The organism is Actinoplanes auranticolor, from assembly GCF_018332655.1.
In the GTDB taxonomy this organism is placed as follows: Bacteria; Actinomycetota; Actinomycetes; order Mycobacteriales; family Micromonosporaceae; genus Actinoplanes; species Actinoplanes auranticolor.
The window spans coordinates 1-18,625 of record NZ_BOQL01000074.1; the positions used below are offsets into that span (position 1 = coordinate 1).

The 18,625-nt window shown below is 70.4% G+C and carries 16 protein-coding genes, 1 pseudogene and 1 riboswitch; of the genes and pseudogenes, 6 read left to right on the top strand and 11 right to left on the bottom strand.

From position 1 onward, the window contains the following. Positions 1–102: 102 nt before the first annotated feature. From Aau02nite_RS40255 to Aau02nite_RS40270, 4 genes are all read right to left on the bottom strand, one after another. Positions 103–687: a DM13 domain-containing protein gene (locus tag Aau02nite_RS40255; protein ID WP_212993928.1), complete on the bottom strand. Its 585-nt coding sequence runs from the start codon at positions 685–687 to the stop codon at positions 103–105. Positions 688–803: 116 nt separating this feature from the next. Then, positions 804–1,577, bottom strand: a complete 774-nt coding sequence (locus Aau02nite_RS40260; protein WP_212993929.1) for an ATP-binding cassette domain-containing protein — start codon at positions 1,575–1,577, stop codon at positions 804–806. Next, positions 1,574–2,608, bottom strand: coding sequence for an ABC transporter permease (locus Aau02nite_RS40265; RefSeq protein ID WP_212993930.1), 1,035 nt, complete (start codon positions 2,606–2,608; stop codon positions 1,574–1,576). The genes Aau02nite_RS40260 and Aau02nite_RS40265 overlap by 4 nt, the downstream gene beginning before the upstream one ends. 2 nt (positions 2,609–2,610) lie before the next feature. Next, complete coding sequence (locus Aau02nite_RS40270) at positions 2,611–3,666, bottom strand: sugar ABC transporter substrate-binding protein (RefSeq protein ID WP_212993931.1); 1,056 nt, start codon at positions 3,664–3,666, stop codon at positions 2,611–2,613. Between the two features lie 143 nt (positions 3,667–3,809). Between Aau02nite_RS40270 and Aau02nite_RS40275 the strand changes: the two genes are divergently transcribed. After that, on the top strand, positions 3,810–4,814 hold the full coding sequence (locus Aau02nite_RS40275; RefSeq protein WP_212993932.1) for a LacI family DNA-binding transcriptional regulator: 1,005 nt from the start codon (positions 3,810–3,812) through the stop codon (positions 4,812–4,814). A 1-nt stretch (position 4,815) separates the two neighbouring features. Here Aau02nite_RS40275 and Aau02nite_RS40280 read toward each other — a convergent pair whose 3' ends face one another. Next, positions 4,816–4,983, bottom strand: coding sequence for a hypothetical protein (locus tag Aau02nite_RS40280; RefSeq protein WP_212993943.1), 168 nt, complete (start codon positions 4,981–4,983; stop codon positions 4,816–4,818). Positions 4,984–5,230: 247 nt separating this feature from the next. Here Aau02nite_RS40280 and Aau02nite_RS40285 point away from each other — a divergent pair, with 247 nt between their 5' ends. Then, a complete protein-coding gene (locus Aau02nite_RS40285; protein WP_212993933.1) occupies positions 5,231–5,734 on the top strand; it encodes a metallophosphoesterase family protein in 504 nt (167 codons plus the stop codon). On the opposite strand, the gene Aau02nite_RS40290 is transcribed toward Aau02nite_RS40285, so the two are convergent. From Aau02nite_RS40290 to Aau02nite_RS40300, 3 genes are all read right to left on the bottom strand, one after another. Further along, positions 5,721–6,815, bottom strand: coding sequence for an L-dopachrome tautomerase-related protein (locus tag Aau02nite_RS40290; protein ID WP_212993934.1), 1,095 nt, complete (start codon positions 6,813–6,815; stop codon positions 5,721–5,723). The two genes, Aau02nite_RS40285 and Aau02nite_RS40290, sit on opposite strands and share 14 nt — an antisense overlap. Before the next feature lie 208 nt (positions 6,816–7,023). Continuing rightward, entirely contained in the window at positions 7,024–8,445 is a 1,422-nt protein-coding gene (locus Aau02nite_RS40295) for a glycine hydroxymethyltransferase (RefSeq protein WP_212993935.1), read from the bottom strand. A gap of 19 nt (positions 8,446–8,464) precedes the next feature. Beyond that, a riboswitch (ZMP/ZTP riboswitch) is annotated at positions 8,465–8,571 on the bottom strand. Positions 8,572–8,587: 16 nt separating this feature from the next. Beyond that, complete coding sequence (locus Aau02nite_RS40300; protein ID WP_212993936.1) at positions 8,588–9,319, bottom strand: class I SAM-dependent methyltransferase; 732 nt, start codon at positions 9,317–9,319, stop codon at positions 8,588–8,590. Between the two features lie 325 nt (positions 9,320–9,644). On the opposite strand from Aau02nite_RS40300, the gene erm reads away from it, so the two are divergent. Further along, positions 9,645–10,442: an ErmE/ErmH/ErmO/ErmR family 23S rRNA (adenine(2058)-N(6))-methyltransferase gene (gene erm / locus Aau02nite_RS40305; RefSeq protein WP_212993937.1), complete on the top strand. Its 798-nt coding sequence runs from the start codon at positions 9,645–9,647 to the stop codon at positions 10,440–10,442. 54 nt (positions 10,443–10,496) lie between these two features. On the opposite strand, the gene Aau02nite_RS40310 is transcribed toward erm, so the two are convergent. The 3 genes from Aau02nite_RS40310 to Aau02nite_RS40320 form a co-directional block, all read right to left on the bottom strand. After that, complete coding sequence (locus Aau02nite_RS40310; protein ID WP_212993938.1) at positions 10,497–12,149, bottom strand: methyl-accepting chemotaxis protein; 1,653 nt, start codon at positions 12,147–12,149, stop codon at positions 10,497–10,499. Positions 12,150–12,233: 84 nt separating this feature from the next. Next, the gene (locus tag Aau02nite_RS40315) at positions 12,234–15,194 is read right to left on the bottom strand and encodes a discoidin domain-containing protein (RefSeq protein WP_212993939.1); all 2,961 of its coding nucleotides are present in this window, start codon (positions 15,192–15,194) and stop codon (positions 12,234–12,236) included. Positions 15,195–15,547: 353 nt separating this feature from the next. Beyond that, complete coding sequence (locus Aau02nite_RS40320; protein WP_212993940.1) at positions 15,548–16,351, bottom strand: SDR family NAD(P)-dependent oxidoreductase; 804 nt, start codon at positions 16,349–16,351, stop codon at positions 15,548–15,550. A gap of 120 nt (positions 16,352–16,471) precedes the next feature. Between Aau02nite_RS40320 and Aau02nite_RS40325 the strand changes: the two genes are divergently transcribed. The 3 genes and pseudogenes from Aau02nite_RS40325 to Aau02nite_RS47015 all read left to right on the top strand — a co-directional run. Further along, positions 16,472–17,656, top strand: coding sequence for a zinc-dependent alcohol dehydrogenase (locus Aau02nite_RS40325; protein WP_212993941.1), 1,185 nt, complete (start codon positions 16,472–16,474; stop codon positions 17,654–17,656). Positions 17,657–17,717: 61 nt separating this feature from the next. Continuing rightward, a complete protein-coding gene (locus Aau02nite_RS40330; protein ID WP_212993942.1) occupies positions 17,718–18,230 on the top strand; it encodes an LURP-one-related/scramblase family protein in 513 nt (170 codons plus the stop codon). Positions 18,231–18,457: 227 nt separating this feature from the next. After that, positions 18,458–18,625 (top strand): annotated as a pseudogene (locus Aau02nite_RS47015) (RNA polymerase sigma factor SigF); the annotation flags it as partial.

Consider the following 18,625-nt stretch of genomic DNA (forward strand, 5'->3'; position numbering starts at 1 on the left):
GGCAGCCGGGCCGGGCGAGCCAGACAGCCGGGCCGGGCGGGCCAGGCAGCCGGGCCGAGCGGGGCGGGCCGAGCGGGCCAGGCGGGGCAGGGGCTGCCGCGTTCAGCGCAGGGCGGCGGCTCCGAACGAGACGGCGAAGCGTTTGCACCAGATGCTGATGCTGCTGTAGTCGTCCGGGTCGATCTTGCCCGGGACCGGATAGACCTGGTCGCCGCGGTTGCCCTTGAGGCGGCCGAGCTCCGTCCACTTGCCGTCGTCGAAGACGCGCCAGCCGGCGGAGCCCTCGCGGACTTCCTGGTCGGTGAGCCAGACCCGCAGGTCCGGCCCGTCCGAGGTGTCCAGGTCGACCAGCTCCACCTGGTGGCTGCCGTCCGGGTTGCGGACCAGGCGGGCGGTGCCGGCGGTCGCGTGCTCGTGGGTGATGAAGGAACCCGTGCGGACGACGACCGGCCCCGCAGGCTCGGCGGCCGGCGGCGCCGCGCTGCTCGGCGCAAGGCTCGGCTCGGCGGCGCTGCTCGGCCCGGCAGCGGCACTCGGCGCAACGGCCACTGTGGACAGTGTCTCGTTGACCGTGGTGTCGGTGAACAGCCGCCAGGGCTGGAACCAGTAGAGGCCGACGGCCGCACCGGCCCCCAGCACCAGGACAGCCAACCAGGTCACGGGCTTGGCGAACACGCGTTTCAGCACAGTGCAGAGTCAACACGGCCGCCGCGGCCACCGGAAGAACCGCGGGCATTACCGCTTTCTTACGGCTGCCGGACCGGACTCCGCCCCCGCCGCGACGGGCGGGGGCGGAGCACTGCTCAGGCCACCGGCGGTGGCGGCTCGGCCGCGCCGGTCATGATGGCGACGGCTTCGGACATGGAGTGGCTCTGCGGGGTGATCACGGTCGCCCGCCGGCCCAGGCGCTGGATGTGGATCCGGTCCGCCACCTCGAAGACGTGCGGCATGTTGTGGCTGATCAGGATCACCGGCAGGCCGCGGTCGCGGACGTCGCGGATCAGTTGCAGCACCCGGTTGCCCTCCTTGACGCCCAGCGCCGCGGTGGGCTCGTCGAGGATGACGACCTTGCTGCCGAACGCGGCCGACCGGGCCACCGCGACCGCCTGGCGCTGGCCGCCGGACAGCGACTCCACCGCCTGGCCGATGTTCTGCAGCGTCGCCACGCCCAGCTCGTTCATGTGGCGCTTGGCCTCGGTGCGCATGTGCGCCTTGTCCAGCATCCGGAAGACCGAGCCCAGCACCCCGGGCTTACGTTCCTCGCGGCCGAGGAACAGGTTGTCGGCGATGTCCAGCCCCGGTGCCACCGCCAGGGTCTGGTAGACCGTCTCGATCCCGGCCGCCCGCGCGTCCATCGGGTTGCGGAAGTTGACCCGCTCGCCGTCGAGGTAGATCTCGCCGCTGTCCGGGACCACCGCGCCGGACAGCGCCTTGATCAGGCTCGACTTCCCGGCGCCGTTGTCCCCGATGACCGCCAGGATCTCGCCGGGGTAGAGCTCCAGGTCGCCGCTCTCGATGGCGGTGACCCGGCCGTACCGCTTCGTCAGGCCGCGCGCCTCCAGCACAGGCGTGGTCATGTCTTCACCTTCCTGATCCACTGGTCGAGGGAGACGGCCACCAGCACGAGCAGGCCGATGGCGAAGCCCTGCCAGACGACTTCCACGCCGGCCAGCTGCAGGCCGTTGCGGAAGACGCCGACGATCAGGGCACCGATGAGCGTGCCGAGCACACCACCGCGACCGCCGAACAGGCTGGTGCCGCCGAGCACGACAGCGGTGATGGAGTCGAGGTTGTAGTCGACGCCGACGTTGGGGCTGGCCGAGGCGAGGCGGCCGATCAGGATCCAGGCGCCGACGGCGTACAGCAGTCCGGCCACGGTGTAGACGGAGAACAGCACGCGGTTGGTCCGGATGCCGGCCAGCCGCGCGGACTCGATGTCGTCGCCGGTCGCGTAGACGTGCTTGCCCCAGGCGGTGGAGCCCAGCGCGTAGAAGAACACCGCGAACAGCAGCAGCATGATGATCGAGCCGTACGTCAGCCGGAAGCCGCCGATCGGGATCGTGGTGCCGGTCCAGCTCAGCAGGCCGGGCATGTCCGAGCCGCGGATCGTCTCGCTACCGGACACCACCGAGTTCAGCGAGAAGAAGATGCTGAGCGTGCCGAGGGTGACGATGAACGGTGGGAGTTTGATCCGGGTGACCAGGAAGCCGTTGAGGGCTCCCATCGCCGTACCCACGACCAGGCCGAGCAGCAGGGCCAGCAGGCCGGGCATGCCGAGCTTGGTGGCGAAGCTGGCCATCAGGATCGAGGAGAAGACGGCGACGGCGCCGACCGACAGGTCGATGCCGGCGGTCAGGATGATGAGGGTCTGCCCCAGGGCCAGCACCGCGATGACGGTGACCTGGGCCAGCACCAGCGACAGGTTGGGGGCGGAGAAGAACCGCTGGTTCGCGACGGAGAAGGCGATGATCGCGACGATCAGCACGGCCAGCGGGCCGAGGGTCGGGTTTCCGTGCAGCAGGTGCTGCAGCCGGAGCCCGAGGGAGTCGTTGCGCCGGACGTCGAAGTCCTGCGGCGGCGATGGTTCCTTGACGGCAGTGGTCGACATGATCAGCCCCAGCAGTTCTGTGCGCCCCAGGCCGAGTCCTTGGCCTCGATACCGGTCTGCGGCTGGTCGGTGATCAGGGTGGCGCCGGTGTCGACGAAGTCCTTACCCGCGCTGGCCTGCGGCTTCGTGCCGTCCTTGGCGAAGGCCGAGATCGCGTCGATGCCCAGCGAGGCCATCTTGAGCGGGAACTGCATCGAGGTGGCGCCGATGACGCCGGCCTTGACGTTGTCGACGCCGGGGCAGCCACCGTCGATCGAGACGATGGTGACCGCCTTGTCCTTGCCGGCCGCCTTCAGCGCCTGGTACGCGCCGGCCGCCGCGGGCTCGTTGATCGTGTAGACCAGGTTGATCGACGGGTCCTTCTGCAGCAGGTTCTCCATCGCGGTCCGGCCGCCGTCCTCCGCGCCGTCGGTGACGTCGTGCCCGACGATGCGGGGGTCGGACTCGTCGCCGATCTTGTCGGGGTCACCCACCGGGATGCCGAAGCCGTCCAGGAAGCCCTGGTCCCGCTTGACGTCCACGGAGACCTGGTTGGCGTTCAGGTCCAGCAGGGCGATCTTCGCCTGCTTGCCCTCCTTGTCGAACTTGGCCTTGGCCCACTGCCCGACCAGCTTGCCGGCCTGGTAGTTGTCGGTGGCGAAGGTCGCGTCGACGGCGTTGGCCGGGTCGGTCGGCGTGTCCAGCGCGATGACGAGCATGCCCTGCTGCTTGGCCTTGTCGATCGACGGGACGATCGCCTTGGAGTCGTTCGGGGTGATCAGGAAGCCCTTGGCGCCGGCCGAGATCAGGCTCTCGATCGCCTGCACCTGCGCCTCGTTGTCCCCGTCCTGCTTGCCGGCGAAGCTCTGCAGCTGCACGCCGGCCTTGTCCGCCGCCTGTTGCGCACCCTCCTTCATCTTGACGAAGAAGGGGTTCGTGTCCGTCTTGGTGATCAGTCCGACGGTTGCCCCGTCCCCGGATCCCGAGTCCCCGCCGCAGGCCGCGGTGCCGAGCACCAGGGTCACGGCGACGAGGGCGGGCCCGAGGCGCCCGCGGTTGATCAGCGTTGATTGCCGCATGTCCCCTCCAAATCGATTTAGCAGAAATCGAGAGACAACGTTGTCTTGCAGTAGACGACTCCCCGCATCGAGTGTCAACAATTAGTTTCGACAATGTTGCAGAGCGTGATCAACATCGGTGGAGATCGATCAATGGGGGGATCATGACGCCCGGGCGGCCCACCATGAACGACGTCGCCCGCACCGCGGGAGTCAGCCTCAAGACCGTCTCGCGGGTGGTCAACGGCGAGACCACGGTGGATCCCGCGCTGGTTGCCAAGGTCCGCGCGGCGGTGGACTCGCTGCACTACCGGCCGCATCTCGGGGCGAGCATGCTGCGCCGCAACGACCGGCGGACCGCCACCATCGGCCTGCTGCTCGAGGACGTCGGCAACCCGTTCTCGGCGGTGCTGCACCGGGCGGTGGAGGACGAGGCCCGGCCGCGGGGGCTGCACGTCCTCACCGGCAGTCTCGACGAGGACCCCGACCGCGAGCGGGAGCTGACCCGGGCCTGCGCGCGCCGGCACACCGACGGGCTGATCCTGGCGCCGGCCGGGCCCGACCAGAGTTACCTCGCCCGCGAGCTGCCACCGGACATCCCGGTGGTCTTCGTGGACCGGCCCGCCGCCGGCTTCGCCGCCGACACCGTGCTGGCCGGCAACGGGGCCGGGGCGACCGAGGCGGTGCGGCATCTGATCGCGTACGGGCACCGGCGCATCGCGTTCCTCGGTGATCTGGCCCGGATCGCCACGGCCCGGCAACGCCTGCGCGGATACCTCGCCGTGCTCGACGAGGGCGGGCTACCGCCGGCCGTGGTCGGTGGCCTGCACGACTCATCGGCGGCGGAAGCGGCCACTGTGGATCTCCTGCGTCGGCCGGAACCGCCGACCGCCCTGTTCACCGGCCAGAATCTGATCACCGTCGGCGCGGTACGGGCCCTGCGCCGGCTCGGCCTGCGGCACAGTGTCGCCCTGGTCGGCTTCGACGACTTCCCGCTGGCCGACCTGCTGGAGCCGGGGGTCACCGTGATCGCCCAGGATCCGGCGGCCATGGGCCGGGCGGCGGCACGGGCGCTCTTCGAGCGGATGGACGGGCTCACCGCGGAGCCGCGCGAGATCAGGATCGCGACGACCCTGATCCCGCGCGGCAGCGGTGAGATTGCCGGCTGACCTACGGGAGGTTGGTGACCGTACGCGGCAAGACCGCGTCAGCCGTGGCCGCTTCCCCGATGTTGTTGACGACGTGGTCGATGGTGCCGGAGGCGAGCGAGATGGTGAAGATGTTGCGGAACCGCACGTTGCCGTTGGCCGGCGCCTCGAAGCCGTTGGCCGAGTGCACCGCAGTTCCGGAACCGGTTCCGACGTGCGCTGACAGCGTCCCGACGGACCTATGCGGTAGCCGCCCGTGCATCTCCTTCCCGACGGGAAAAACGGCTCTGTATAACGCTTCCGCCGGGCGGATCGACGCGCCCGAATAAGCCCGGTCTTGCAAGACGCGCGGAAGTTGCTTAACCACCAAAAGGGACGCTGTGGTGTTTCGCGCGGGAAGGCGCTTCCCCATTACCCGGGGGACCTAGGGTGGCGACATGCGGTTGGTACTGATGGCGGACACGCACCTGCCGAAACGGGCTCGCGACCTCCCCGCCGAGCTGTGGGCGGCGGTCGACGCGGCCGATGTCGTGGTCCATGCGGGCGACTGGGTCGACGTCCCCTTGCTGGACGAGCTGACGGCCCGGTCGAAGCGGCTCATCGCCTGTTACGGCAACAACGACGGTCCGGCGCTACGGGCTCGGCTGCCCGAGATCGCGCGGGCCGAGCTGGACGGGTTGCGGCTGGCCGTGGTGCACGAGACCGGCCAGGCCACCGGCCGCGAGCAGCGCTGCGCGGCCCGGTTCCCGGACGCGGACGTGCTGGTCTTCGGCCACTCCCACATCCCGTGGGACACCACCGCGGCCACCGGCCTGCGGCTGCTCAACCCCGGCTCACCGACCGACCGGCGCCGCCAGCCGTACGCGACGTACCAGACGGCGACCGTGTCGGACGGGGCCCTGACCGATGTCGAGCTGCACCGGATCGTCAGACGAGCCTGACCGGGCCGGCGTCGATCGGCACCCGGAACAGCGAGTACGGGTACTGCCGCCGGTCCGTACCACCCTGGTACTTGGCCTGGCGGTGCAGCTGGTTCGCGGTCACGTAGAGGTGCCGGTCCGCGGCGACCGACATCGTGTCGGGCCAGAGGAGCCGGGGATCGTGCACCACCGTCTCCAGCGTGCCGTCCGGCAGCCGCCGCAGGATCGCGTTGTGCTCGCCGTGGGTCAGATAGAGCCGGCCCTGGTCGTCGGTCTCCAGCCCGTCGGAGACCCCGCCCTTGTCCCCCTCGTCCACCACCGTCGCGGCCACCTCGTCGGCACCGGCCGAGCGGTCCACCAGCGCGTCGGTCGACACGCTGTACCAGTGCCGGGAAGCGAGCGGGCAGTAGTAGAGCCGGCTGCCGTCCGCGCCGATGGCGATGCCGTCGGCGCCCATGAGCACCGGCTTCGCCGGGCCGTCGGCCGGACGCTCCAGGAACGGCGAACCCTCCACCACGGGCAGGAACGCCGGCGGCTGCTCGGCCTTGGTGGACGGATGATCGTGCAGCTTCCGCCAGGCGGCACCGGACGCCAGGTCGACGACGATGATGCCGTTCGCACCCTGGTCGGAGGAGTCGGTGATGTACGCGACGTTGCGCCCCAGGTCGAACCGCACATCGTTGAGATACGTCGTCGGCAACGCCACGTCGGGCTCGAAGACGATCGTCTGCACGACGGTGTCGGTGCTCAGATCGACACACACCATCTTGGGACCGCCCGGTTTGGTCGGCTGGAACAACGGACTTCCGGTGTCCAGCACCCAGAGCCGATCAGCGGGGTCAACGACAATGCTCTGCACCGACACGAAAGCCTTGGCATCGTCATCCCCGAACGGACTGTTCCACGCCTGGTCCGGATAGGGAACGGCGGTCCCGTCCCGCAACTCGGCAACCGTGAACGGCACCTCGTCGCCCCACTTCGGATAGTTGACGAAGATCCGCCCACCCGCCGACACGCTGACGCCCGTGGGCATCGGCCCGCTGTCGAACGTATGCACGGTCTCGAGCTCGCCGATCGTCTGATCGCTCGGTTGATCTGTCATCCACGCCGGATACCCGCCGGACAGCCGCAATAACGGCTGCCCGACGGGCCGGGGTTTCGGGGTCTTCCCCTGCAATCAGCTGGCAGGGTGCGGGTGGCCGTTCACGAGCCGCCAGGCGAGTGGCCGCCCGCGCCCGGTCTCGGCGGGAGCGACGGTCAGTTATCTGCAACCAGGCACGACATGACCTTGATCGTGACCTTGACCTTGATCAGGAGATATCCACCGACGGGTAGAGGGGGAAGTCGGCGAGCAGCTCGGTCGCCTGCTTGGCCACCCGGTCGGAGACCGCCGCGTCCAGGTCGAACTTGGCCTTCGACGCGCCCGCCTTGGTGCTGCTCAGCACCGTGTGCATGAGCTCGGCGATCTGGTCCATCTCCGCCGTGCCGAGGCCCCGGGTGGTCAGCGCCGGGGTGCCGATCCGGATGCCGGAGGTGTACCAGGCGCCGTTCGGGTCCTGCGGGATCGCGTTGCGGTTGGTGACGATGCCCGAGTCGAGCAGCGCCTGCTCGGCCTGGCGGCCGGTCAGGCCGTACTTGTCGACGTCGATGAGCACCAGGTGGTTGTCGGTGCCGCCGCTGACGACGGTGGCGCCGCGGCTGGTCAGGCCGGCCGCCAGGGCCTGCGAGTTGTCGACGATGCGCTGGGCGTAGTCGGCGAACTCGGGCCGGCGGGCCTCCGCGAAGGCGATCGCCTTGGCCGCCATGACGTGCGCGAGCGGGCCGCCGAGGACCATCGGGCAACCCCGGTCGACCTGGTCGGAGAGCTCGGGCTGGCAGAAGACCGCGCCGCCGCGGGGGCCGCGCAGGCTCTTGTGCGTGGTGGTGGTGACGATGTGCGCGTTGGCGATCGGGTCGAAGTCGCCGGTGAAGACCTTGCCCGCGACCAGGCCGGCGAAGTGCGCCATGTCGACCATGAAGGTGGCGCCGACCTCGTCGGCGATCTCCCGCATGATGCGGAAGTTCACCTTGCGGGGGTACGCCGAGTAGCCACCCACGATGACCAGCGGCTTGAAATCCTTGGCCGACTCACGCAACGCCGCATAGTCGATCTGGCCGGTGGCCGGGTCGACGCCGTAGCTGCGCTGGTCGAACATCTTGCCGGAGATGTTGGGGCGGAAGCCGTGGGTGAGGTGGCCGCCGGCGTCCAGGCTCATGCCGAGCATCCGCTGGTTGCCGAACGCAGCGCGCAGCTCGGCCCACTCGGCGTCGGTCATGTCGTTGACGTTGCGCTTCTGCACCTTGGCCAGCGCCGGCGCCTCGACCCGGTCGGCCAGGATCGCCCAGTAGGCGACCAGGTTGGCGTCGATGCCGGAGTGCGGCTGGACGTACGCGTACGGGGCGTTGAACAGGGCCTTGGCGTGCTCGACGGCGACGGACTCGACGGTGTCGACGTTCTGGCAGCCGGCGTAGAAGCGGCGGCCGATCGTGCCCTCCGCGTACTTGTCCGAGAGCCAGTTGCCCATCGCGAGCAGCACGGCCGGGGACGCGTAGTTCTCGGAGGCGATGAGCTTGAGAGACTCCCGCTGGTCGGTGAGCTCCTTGGCGATCGCGTCGGCGATGCGGGGCTCGACGGCGCGGACCGCTTCCAGGGCGGAGCGGAATGCGGTCGATTCGGCGTTCAGTGCAGACATCGGACCTCCCTATCACAGGTGAAGAGGCCCAGGCGCACGGCAGGTCGTCTCCGGAGAACGGTCGTCCGGCACGGGGCCGCTCCCCGATGGTTGGCCCATCCGAACGCGCCAGTCACGGCCCGCCGACCAGCATAGCCCCCGGTCAGGGCTTGGCGTAGACCGAGATGTGGCTCCCGCTGGTGGCGCGGAACGGCGTACGGTCCCAGTCGGCCCACCGCTCCCGCAGGTGCAGGCCCGCGAGCTGGGCCATCAGGTCGAGCTCGGCCGGCCAGCAGTAGCGGTGGGCGGTGGGCAGGAGCCGGACGCCCTTGCCGTCCACCGTCACGTGCTGCATCTGGATCCGCTGGGCGATCCGGTCGTGCACGGTGAGGGTGAAGCCGACCGAGTCCTCCCGGACGTCGTCGGTGCTGAACTGCCGGTCGTAGGCGGCGGGGTCGGGCACGTAGCACTCGAGCACGAACGCGCCGCCCGGCTCCAGCACCCGCGCTACGTTACGGAACGTGTCCACCTGGCGCTGCTGGCTGGTGAGGTTGAACAGGCTGTTCCAGACGACGTAGACCAGCGGGAACGGCCCGGCGCTGGGCACGTCGGCCATGTCCGCGGTGACGACCGGCAGGTCCTGCCCGCCCGGCACGGCCCGGAGCTTGTCCACGACGGCCTGCGATGCCTCGATGCCCTCCACCGCGAAGCCACGACGGGCGAGCGGGATCGCGACCCGGCCGCCGCCGATGGCCAGCTCCAGGATCCGGGCGCCGGGCCGGGCCAGGCCGGCCAGGAAGTCGACGGCCGCGGTGGGGTCCGGGCCCTTGCTCAGATCGTCGTAGCGACCCGCCCAGCGGTCGCCGAAGAACGCCGGGTCGTCGAAGTCGGTCATCCCTGGACGCAATCAGAGGCGTATCCGGACCGCCACCGCTTTTCCCGGTCGCCCGCGGGCAGAAAAACGACGTGCCGGGCCCGGCGGCCGCGGTTAGGGTCACCGGATGCCTACGACGCATGCTCTCCTCGGCCGGGCTTGCACGCCCGTGGCGCGGGGACCGCTGCACTCGTCCCGCCTGCGCTTCCGGCGTCGCGCCCTGCGCCGCCGCGCCGACTAGAGCCGCTTGCCGCGCCAGGGCCCTCCGCGTCCTCTTCCACCGGACGGGCCACGATGACGCCTGTCCGCGTTCGCCGCCGAGAAGGCGGCAGACAGGACCACGGCCATGGCACTACCCCATCCGAAACCGGCCGGGCGCGAGCACGCCCGCACCCGCCGGGTGTTCGGCCAGAACTTCCTCTCCGACCCGCAGGCAGTGCGCCGCGTGGTCGCCGCGGCCGGCATCCGGCCCGATGACCTGGTGTACGAGGTGGGCGCCGGTCGCGGCGTCCTCACCGGCGAGCTGGCCCGGCACACCCGCCACCTGGTCAGCTACGAAGTGGATCCCCAGATGGCGGCCGGGCTCCCCGAGCTGCCCGGCGTCACCGTACGGGTGGCGGACTTCCTGCGGGCGGTGCCGCCGGACCGGCCGTTCGCGGTGGTGGGCAACATCCCGTACGCGCTGACCTCGGCGGTCGTGGACTGGTGCCTGCACGCCCCGGCCCTCGCCGCGGCCACCCTGCTCACCCAGCTCGAGTACGCCCGCAAACGCACCGGCGGCTACGGGCGGTGGACCCGGCTCACGATCAGCACCTGGCCACTGGTGAGCTGGACGCTGACCGGCCGGATCCCCCGCTCGGCGTTCCGCCCGATGCCGCGCGTCGACGGGGGCATCCTGCGCCTGGACCGGCGGCCGGTACCGCTGGTCGAGCCGGCTGCCCTGCCCGCCTACCGGCGGTTCGTCGAGGTGGGCTTCACCGGCGTCGGCGGGTCGCTGCACCACTCGCTGGCCCGGCGGTACGGCGACCGGCGCGTCTCGGCGGCGTTCCGGGCGGCCCGGCTGGCCACCGACGTACCGGTGGGTCTGGTCTGGCCGGAGCAGTGGCTGACGCTGTTCCGGCTGGTCGACGCGCCACGACGGTGACGACGGGGCCTGCCGGCTGCGGCCGGCAGGCCCGTGTCCGTCGATACCGGGTGCTCAGACCCGGAAGCGTTCCGCCACCATGCGCAGTTCTTCGGCCACCCCGTTGAGCTGACTCACCGCGGCGTCGGCCTCCACCAGCGTGCTGCTGGTCTGCTCGGCCGAGTGCGCCACCCCGTTGATGTTGGTCGCGATGGTCGAGCTGCCGCCCGCCGCCTCGCTGATGCTGCGGCTCATCTCGGCCGTGGTCGCCGTCTGCTCCTCCACCGCCGAGGCGATGGTCACCTGGTAGTCGTTGATCCGCTGGATGATCTGCGAGATCTCGCCGATCGCCTCGACCGCGCTGGACGTGTCGGCCTGGATCGTCTCGACCCGCCGGGAGATGTCCTCGGTGGCCCGTGCGGTCTCCTGGGCCAGGTCCTTGACCTCGCTGGCCACCACGGCGAAGCCCTTGCCCGCGTCACCGGCCCGGGCCGCCTCGATGGTCGCGTTCAGGGCCAGCAGGTTGGTCTGCTCCGCGATCGCGGTGATCACCTTGACCACGTCGCCGATCTCGGCGGACGAGGTGCCCAGCTTGGCGACGGTGTCGTTGGTGCTCTGGGCGACGCCGACCGCGCTGGAGGCGACCTGGGCCGCGTCGTTGGCGTTCTGGGCGATCTCGCGGATCGAGGCACCCATTTCGTCGCTGCCGGCCGCGACCGACTGCACCGAGCCGGAGACGTCACCGGCCGCCGCCGCGACCAGGCCGGCCTGAGCGGCGGCCTCGCGGGCGCTCTCGCCGATCCGGGCGGTCACGCCGGTGAGTTGCTGGGTGCTGGCACCCAGGTTGTGGGCGCCGGTGGTGAGCGAGCCGACCGTGGCGCGCAGCCCGTCACGGGCCCGGTTGACGGCCATGGCCATCCGGCCCAGCTCGTCGCGGGAGCGCACCTCGGCGGGGATGGTGAGGTTGTTGTCCGCCACCGCCCCCAGGGCCGTCGCCACGGTGGCGAGCTGCTGCCTGATCAGCCGCACCACCAGCATGGCGATGGCGGCAGCGAGCAGAATGCCGACGATCAGCGCGGCGATCATGATGGTGCGGGCCGAGCGGAACTCTTCGTCGGCTTCCCGGGCCAGGGTGTCGGCCTCGGTGTCCTCCAGCTTCTGCAGATCTGCCACCGAGGTGTTCATGTCGCCCTCGACGGTGTTGAACTCGTTGAGGATCTGGTCCGGCGCCGGCAGGGTGTAGCCGCCTGAGATCGGCTCCTGGAAGAGGACGGTGTTCCGCAGCGCCTGGTAGTGCTTGAGGGCCTCCGTGAAGGTGGCCAGGCTCTTCTCCCGGGCCGGTGAATCCGCGGCGGTCTCGGTATAGCTGGTCAGCGCGGAGTCGATCTTGGCGTCGGCGGCGGTGACGGCGTCGCGGCCCAGCTTCTTACCGGCCGCGTCCGCCCCGATCTGGTGGAGCAGCATGCCGCGGAACATCTCGGCGATGCCCCCGCGCAGCTCAGCCACCTGTTGCAGGCTGTCGACGTGCTCCGTCTTCATCTGGGTGAGGTCGTCGCTCATCTCGGAGATCCGGTAGATACCGAGCCCGCCGACGACCACGGCGACGATCGCCATCGCGGCCACCGCGACCACGTTCTTCACTGCCAGGCTGCGGTCGGCCAGCAGACCCATGATCGGGCTGCGCTTCACCGTGACCTGCTGGGCGTCGTTCAGCTTTGCATTCGGCATCCCCGCCACCTTCCGCTCGCGATGAATCATCGCTCCAGGAGCGGAGAAAGTGGGGCAAAATGCGGAAGCTGGTCAAAGAGCGGATCACCGGACGGTGAGATGCACCAGCTCCGCGTCGCCCGGACGCCAGCCCTCGACCGCGACCGCGACATAGCGCGCCTGCCCGCCGAGCGCCGCGTAGGTGACGCCGTCCCGGGAGGTCTCCACCCGCACCGGCCGGCGACGCCCCTTCGACCAGGTCAGCCGCACGTCGGAGACCGCCACCACGGCACCCAGGTCGACGACCATCCGGCCGGACGGGCCCGGACGCCACGCTGTGCGCGGATCGCCGTCCACCGCACGGGCGGGTGTGGTCATCCCGGCCGGCAGCGGCGAGGTGGGGAACGTGGTGCGACCCCGGGCCAGGTCGGCGGTCGGAGTGACCGGCGCTCCCGGCACCGTGACGCTGCGCGACCGCCCGGCGGACACCCGGACCGTGGACGACCAGGATCCGGCCCGGACGGTGACCACCACCTTGCGCTTCGGGGGCGCGGTGACGGTCAGGTGGTGAGAGTCGGCCACCTCGAAGCGGGTGCCGTCGGGCACCGCGTCCTCGACCGTGAACCGGGGAGGCTCGACGGTCGCCGTGCCACCGGCGAGGCTGACCGTCCAGTCCAGGCCCTTGCGCCGAGCCACCTGGGTGCCGCGGTAGAGCCGGCGGGCGGAGGGGACGTGCACCGCGGCGGCCGTCACCGGGCGGGCCTGGAGATTGAAGACGCTCAGGTAGCCGTCGGCGTCACTGATCAGCAGACCGCGGCCGGTGGGCAGCGGGCGGGCGGCCAGCTCGGCCAGGTCGGTGCGGCGGCCCGGATACCCCTCGATGAGCGGGGCCGGCGCGGCCACCTCGGTCGCGCTCACGACGATCTTGCGCTTGGTGCCGTGCGTGACGAGGCCGGCCCGGCCGTCGATGCCGACCCAGCCCGCGGCCGACCGGGTCTGCGGCACGGCGGCCGCGTCGATCCAGGTCAGGCCGTCGGTCGAGGTCTGGATCACGAACCTCTTGCCGTACGCGGCCTCCCACGAGATCCGCACCCCGGCCACCCGGACGGCGGAACCGAGATCGACGGCGAGCCAGCTGTCGGCCCGGCCGCGCTCCTCCCGGGCGACGGCCCAGCGGGTGTCCGGGTTGCCGTCGGTGACGTTGCGGGCCGGATTCCAGATGTCCTCGGAGGACGCGGTCGGCATCGCCCCCTGGGCCAGATCGGCTCCGGTGGTGTCGAGCACGGCGAAGGTGAAGATCGAGTACCCGTACTCGGTGCCGGGCTCGCGGCCGAGCATGCGCACCCAGCGGGCGTCACGCGGGGCGAAGGTAATGTCGCCGTCGCCCGGGTCACTGAGCAGCGCCTGACCGGTGGGCGTGGTGAACAGGCGGCTGCCGGTCAGCCCGGGCACGCCCGGCATGTACAGATTGAACAGGGAGAGGCGGCCCTCGCCGGGGAGTCCGGTGCTCGCGTAGACGACCGTCCCGGTCGGCAGCGTGGCGAAGCCGGCCCGGCCGCCGGGGACGGCCAGCACGGTGGCGGTGGCGTCCACCCCGTCGCGGACCTCGCTCCACGCCCGGGTCCACCGGGCGGTCGGCGCGGTGTCCGCGGGCAGGAAGGCCGGCTCGCGGGTGTCGATCAGCCAGTTGTCGTGTCCTGGCTGCCAGAGGAAATTGACGAAGCCCGGCTTGGTCACGGCGGCCGCGAACGCCTGCTCCGACTGGTGGGCGGTCAGGCCGACGTCGCGGCCGAAATCCCGGGTGCCACTGGCCCGGCGGAAGAACGCGGCCTTGCTCACCGGCTGGACCGGCCGGTCGCGCAGGCGGTGGAAGAGGTACGAGATGGCCAGCTCGGCCCGGGCCTCGGGCTCGTACTTGTCCTCGCCGCTGAACTTGGTGAGCTGGTACTTCGGCTCGTACCGCAGGTAGGGCACCAGGCGCTCGGCCAGGTCGGCCTCGGCCCGCGCGGCATCCCGGTCGCCCTGGACCTGGGCCAGGAACGCCAGCGGGAGCACGTCGCGTCCGTACAGGTGGTAGCGGTCGGCGACCATCGGCATGACCGGCTCGCCCGCGTCGCTGGCCAGCAGCCGCAGCGTGGCCCAGAGCTGCTCGCCGTTGGGCTGGCGGGTGAGCACCTCGGGCATGGCCCGCCCGGCGACCAGGAAGTGGATCGCCGCCCGGCCGGCCGTCCGCCAGAGCTCGGCCTGGTAGTGCGGACTGGCCGAGTCGTGGTTCTCCACGATGAAGGAGTTGTGCAGGTTGTGCGCGGTGGCCCGCTGGTCGATCCGCTCGCCGTCCACGACCGCGGGGTTGGCCAGGTCGGCCGCGGGCAGACCGCTGGCGTTGGTGGCCCAGAGCAGGAAACGCTCACGCCAGCCCTCGGCCGCCTCGTCGTCGCCGGCCCAGGCCAGACCGGGCGCGATGGCCTGGGCGTAGACGCCCATCTCCTCCAGCTTGGTGTCGCCGAGCCAGCCGCCGGCCGTGCCGTTGGGCGACCAGTCACCGCTGAGCGGGTCGTCGTCGGAGCCCAGCCCGTACGCGTAGGAGGCCTGGCCCACGGCGATCTGCTGCACGTTGCGCCGGGTCTGAGTGTCCAGCTCGGCCCAGAGCAGCCGCGCGGCGAGCACGAAGTACAACTCGAAGGTGGAGTCCCAGAACAGCTGCCGGCCCCACTCGGTGCCCCCGGCGAACCGGTTGGTGGCGGCGAAACGCTGGATCGTGGCGACGGTCTTGGCTTTCAGCGTGCCGGCGTCGACGTCCGCCAAGCGGGCGTCGTAGTCGTCCAGGCCGAGCAGGACGGCGTTGCCCAGGACCGCGGCGAAGCGGAAATCCGCCGCACGGTACGCGCTGATGCTCGGGTCCCACTGCTCCTCGACCCACCGCGTGTGCATATGCAGCAACTCACGGTAGATATCGGCGACCGGATCGGGCACGGCTGCCGACACGGGCGTGGGCAGGCTCAGGGCACCACTGATGCCGCTGACACCCGCCAGCGCCAGGAGCTGGCGACGGGACAGTGCGAACAAGGGACCTCCACGGCAGAACAGGATGCCCTGGACAGCCTTCGCGTCCGCCCCAAAGACTGTCAAATCACCATTCGGCCACGAGGGCGCTCGATGCGGACCGAGCGTCCAGCATGCCTGACGGAAGGGGCGTGAACCCGTCCGGGGAGATCCACCTCACCTGCCGCCGCGGTTCCGGAACTCAGATTACTTGCGTGTTAACTAATGCATCGATGAAACTGGCTTGACCGTCCCCACAGCACGTCCCCCAACCGATGGCGCCGGCTCCACCCGAGGCCGGCGCCTCGGCTCGTCCAGGGACCGGTGATCCGAGGGATTCCGCGGTGGCGGGGCCGCGGCCCCGCCACCTGCCGTGCTCACTCCCCTGAGCCCGGTTCGGCCATCTTGCGGTGCATCTGCGCCTTGGCGCTGTCCGGCATGACCTTGGACGCCGCGGCCTGCACCTTGGTCTTCACCGAGCCGGCCACGACCTTCTCGTCGCCCTTCATCAGGGCCTCGAAGCCCTGCTTGGCCACCACCGCGGGGTCGTCCTTCTTGCTCGCCCCGACCCGGGTGTCGTCCATCTCGGCGCGGTGGAAGAAGTTGGTGTCCGTCGGCCCCGGCATCAGCGAGGTCACCGTGACCCCGGTGTCCTTCAGCTCGTTGCGCAGCGCCTCGGCGAAGGACTGCACAAACGACTTCGACGCGTTGTAAACGGCCTGGTAGGTGCCCGGCATCATCGACGCGATCGACGACGTGAACAGCACCCGGCCGGCCCCGCGGGCCACCAGGTCCGGCAGCACCCGCTTGGCCAGGTGCACGGTCGAGGTCACGTTGACGTCGATGACGTTCAGTTCCTCGCGCAGGTCGGTCTGGCTGACGAAGTCACCGCCGATACCCCGGCCGGCGTTGATGGCGATCGCGTCCACCGGGCGGCCGCTCTTTCCGATGGCCGCGTAGAGCTCCTCCACGCCGTCGAAGGTGGCCAGGTCGGCGCGGACGGCGATCACCTCGTGCTGCCCGTCGCGCCGCAGGTCGGCCGCGGCCTGCTCGATGGCCTCGTCCTCGGCGGTCATCAGCACGTCGTAGCCGTTCTCCACGAACTGCCTGGCCAACTCGTAGCCGATGCCGCTGGACGCACCCGTGACCACCGCGAACTCCCGGCCCGTCGGTCCCGTCATGGTTGTTCCTCTCCTCGTCGGTATCGATGCGATGCCCGGCCACGAGGCGGCTAATCGTGGAATATCCCCCTCCGCAGTGGGCACCTGCTGAAGTGACGACACCCATCGGAGGCGCACGGTATGCGAGCACTCACCTGGCAGGGCACGTCCAAGGTTTCGGTGGAGACCGTGCCCGATCCCAAGATCCAAGAACCGACGGACGCGATCGTCCGCATGACATCGACCGCCATCTGCGGGTCCGACCTGCACCTGTACGACGTGCTGGGGATGTACCTGGACAAGGGCGACGTCCTCGGCCACGAGCCCATGGGCATCGTGGAGGAGGTCGGCCCCGAGGTCACCCACATCCGGCCCGGCGACCGGGTGGTCATCCCGTTCAACATCTCCTGCGGCCGCTGCTGGATGTGCAGCCGGGGCTTCTTCGCCCAGTGCGAGACCACCCAGGTCAAGGAGCACGGCAAGGGAGCGTCGCTGTTCGGCTACACCAAGCTCTACGGCCAGGTGCCCGGCGGCCAGGCGGAGTACCTGCGGGTCCCGCAGGCGCACTTCGGGCCGATCAAGGTGCCGGAGGGCCACCCCGACGAGCGTTACCTGTTCCTCTCCGACGTGCTGACCACGTCCTGGCAGGCCGCGCAGTGGGCCGACATCACGCCCGGCGGCACGGTCTTCGTGACCGGCCTCGGGCCGATCGGCCAGATGACCGCCCGGATCGCGCGGCACCTCGGCGCGGCCCGGGTCATCGCCACCGACAACGTGCCGGAGCGGCTCGCGATGGCCGCCCGGCACGGCATCGAGACGATCAACTTCGACGAGGTCGACGACGTGCCGGCCGCGGTGCTGGAGCTGACCTCGGGACGCGGTGCGGACAGTGTCGTGGAGGCCGTCGGCATGGAGGCGCACGGCACCCCGTTCCAGGAGTTCGCCCAGAAGGCCGCGGGTCTGCTGCCCGACGCGGTCGCCCGCAAGGCGATCGACACGGCCGGGGTGGACCGGATGGGCGCCCTGCGCACGGCGTTCGCGTCGGTCCGCCGGGCCGGCACGGTGTCGATCATCGGCGTGTACGGCGGGCAGGCCGACCCGTTCCCGATGTTCGACCTGTTCGACAAGGGCGTGACCCTGCGGATGGGCCAGGCGCACGTGAAGCAGTGGGTGGACGACATCCTGCCGCTGCTGACCGGCGACGACGACCCGCTGGGCGTGGACGACCTGACCACGCACCGGGTGCCGCTGGAGCAGGCGCCGCAGGCGTACGACATGTTCAAGAAGAAGGAGGACGGCTGCATCAAGGTCGTCCTGAAGCCGTGAGCCGCGGTGGCACCGGCTCAACGGCGAGCCGGTGCCGCCGCCACGGGGCACAATCGGGCCCATGTATGTGATCAGAGAGAAGTTCTTCTCCGTCGGTGACGACTTCGACGTCCTGGACGAACACGGCACCAAGATCTTCCACGTCGACGGCAAGGTGCTCAGCGCCCGCGACAAGGTGGTGATCGAGGACGCGACCGGCACCGAGGTGGCCAGCGTGCACCGGCACCTGGTCTCGATGCGGCCGACGTACGAGATCCGGATCGGTGGCGAGAAGGCCGCCGAGGTCCGGAAGAACCTCTTCACCCCGTTCCGGGACAAGTTCACCATCGACGTCCCCGGCCCCGAGGACCTGACCATGAAGGGCGACCTGCTCGATCACGAGTACGTGATCGAGCGCGACGGCCGGGACGTGGCCGCGGTGTCGAAGCGCTGGCTGACGATCCGCGACACCTACGCGGTGCAGGTGGAGGCCGGCGAGGACGCGCTGCTGATCATCGCCGCGGTGCTGGCTCTGGACCTGGCGCTGAGCAGGGAGGAGAAGAAGGCGGAAAAGGCCCGCAAAGACGACGAATGATCATCGTGATCCACTGTGATCATTCAATTACGTAAAGTGACTCATACTTTCGGCTAGTCATCCATGGCCCTCTCGGCTAAGGTCGTCATAACCGAACGGCCAAGTGTGCGCGGACGACGGCGATCTTGAATCGCCGTCGGCCCCGAAACGGATAGCGGATACCTTGCCCGACCGGGCCTGGTGCAAACCGGGCCGGCTCTCCGGACAGGTGCCAAGGAAGGACCGAGATGACTGCCACTCAGACAGTTGAGGCTGCGGAGACGAAGCCCGCAATCAGCGATGCGCCGGCTGACAGTGCTGCCGACCTGCTGAACGCGATGGCTGCCATGCCCGTCGGCCACCCCTCCCGCGTCTCCCTGCGCGACCGGGCCATCGAGGCCTGGCTGCCGCTGGCC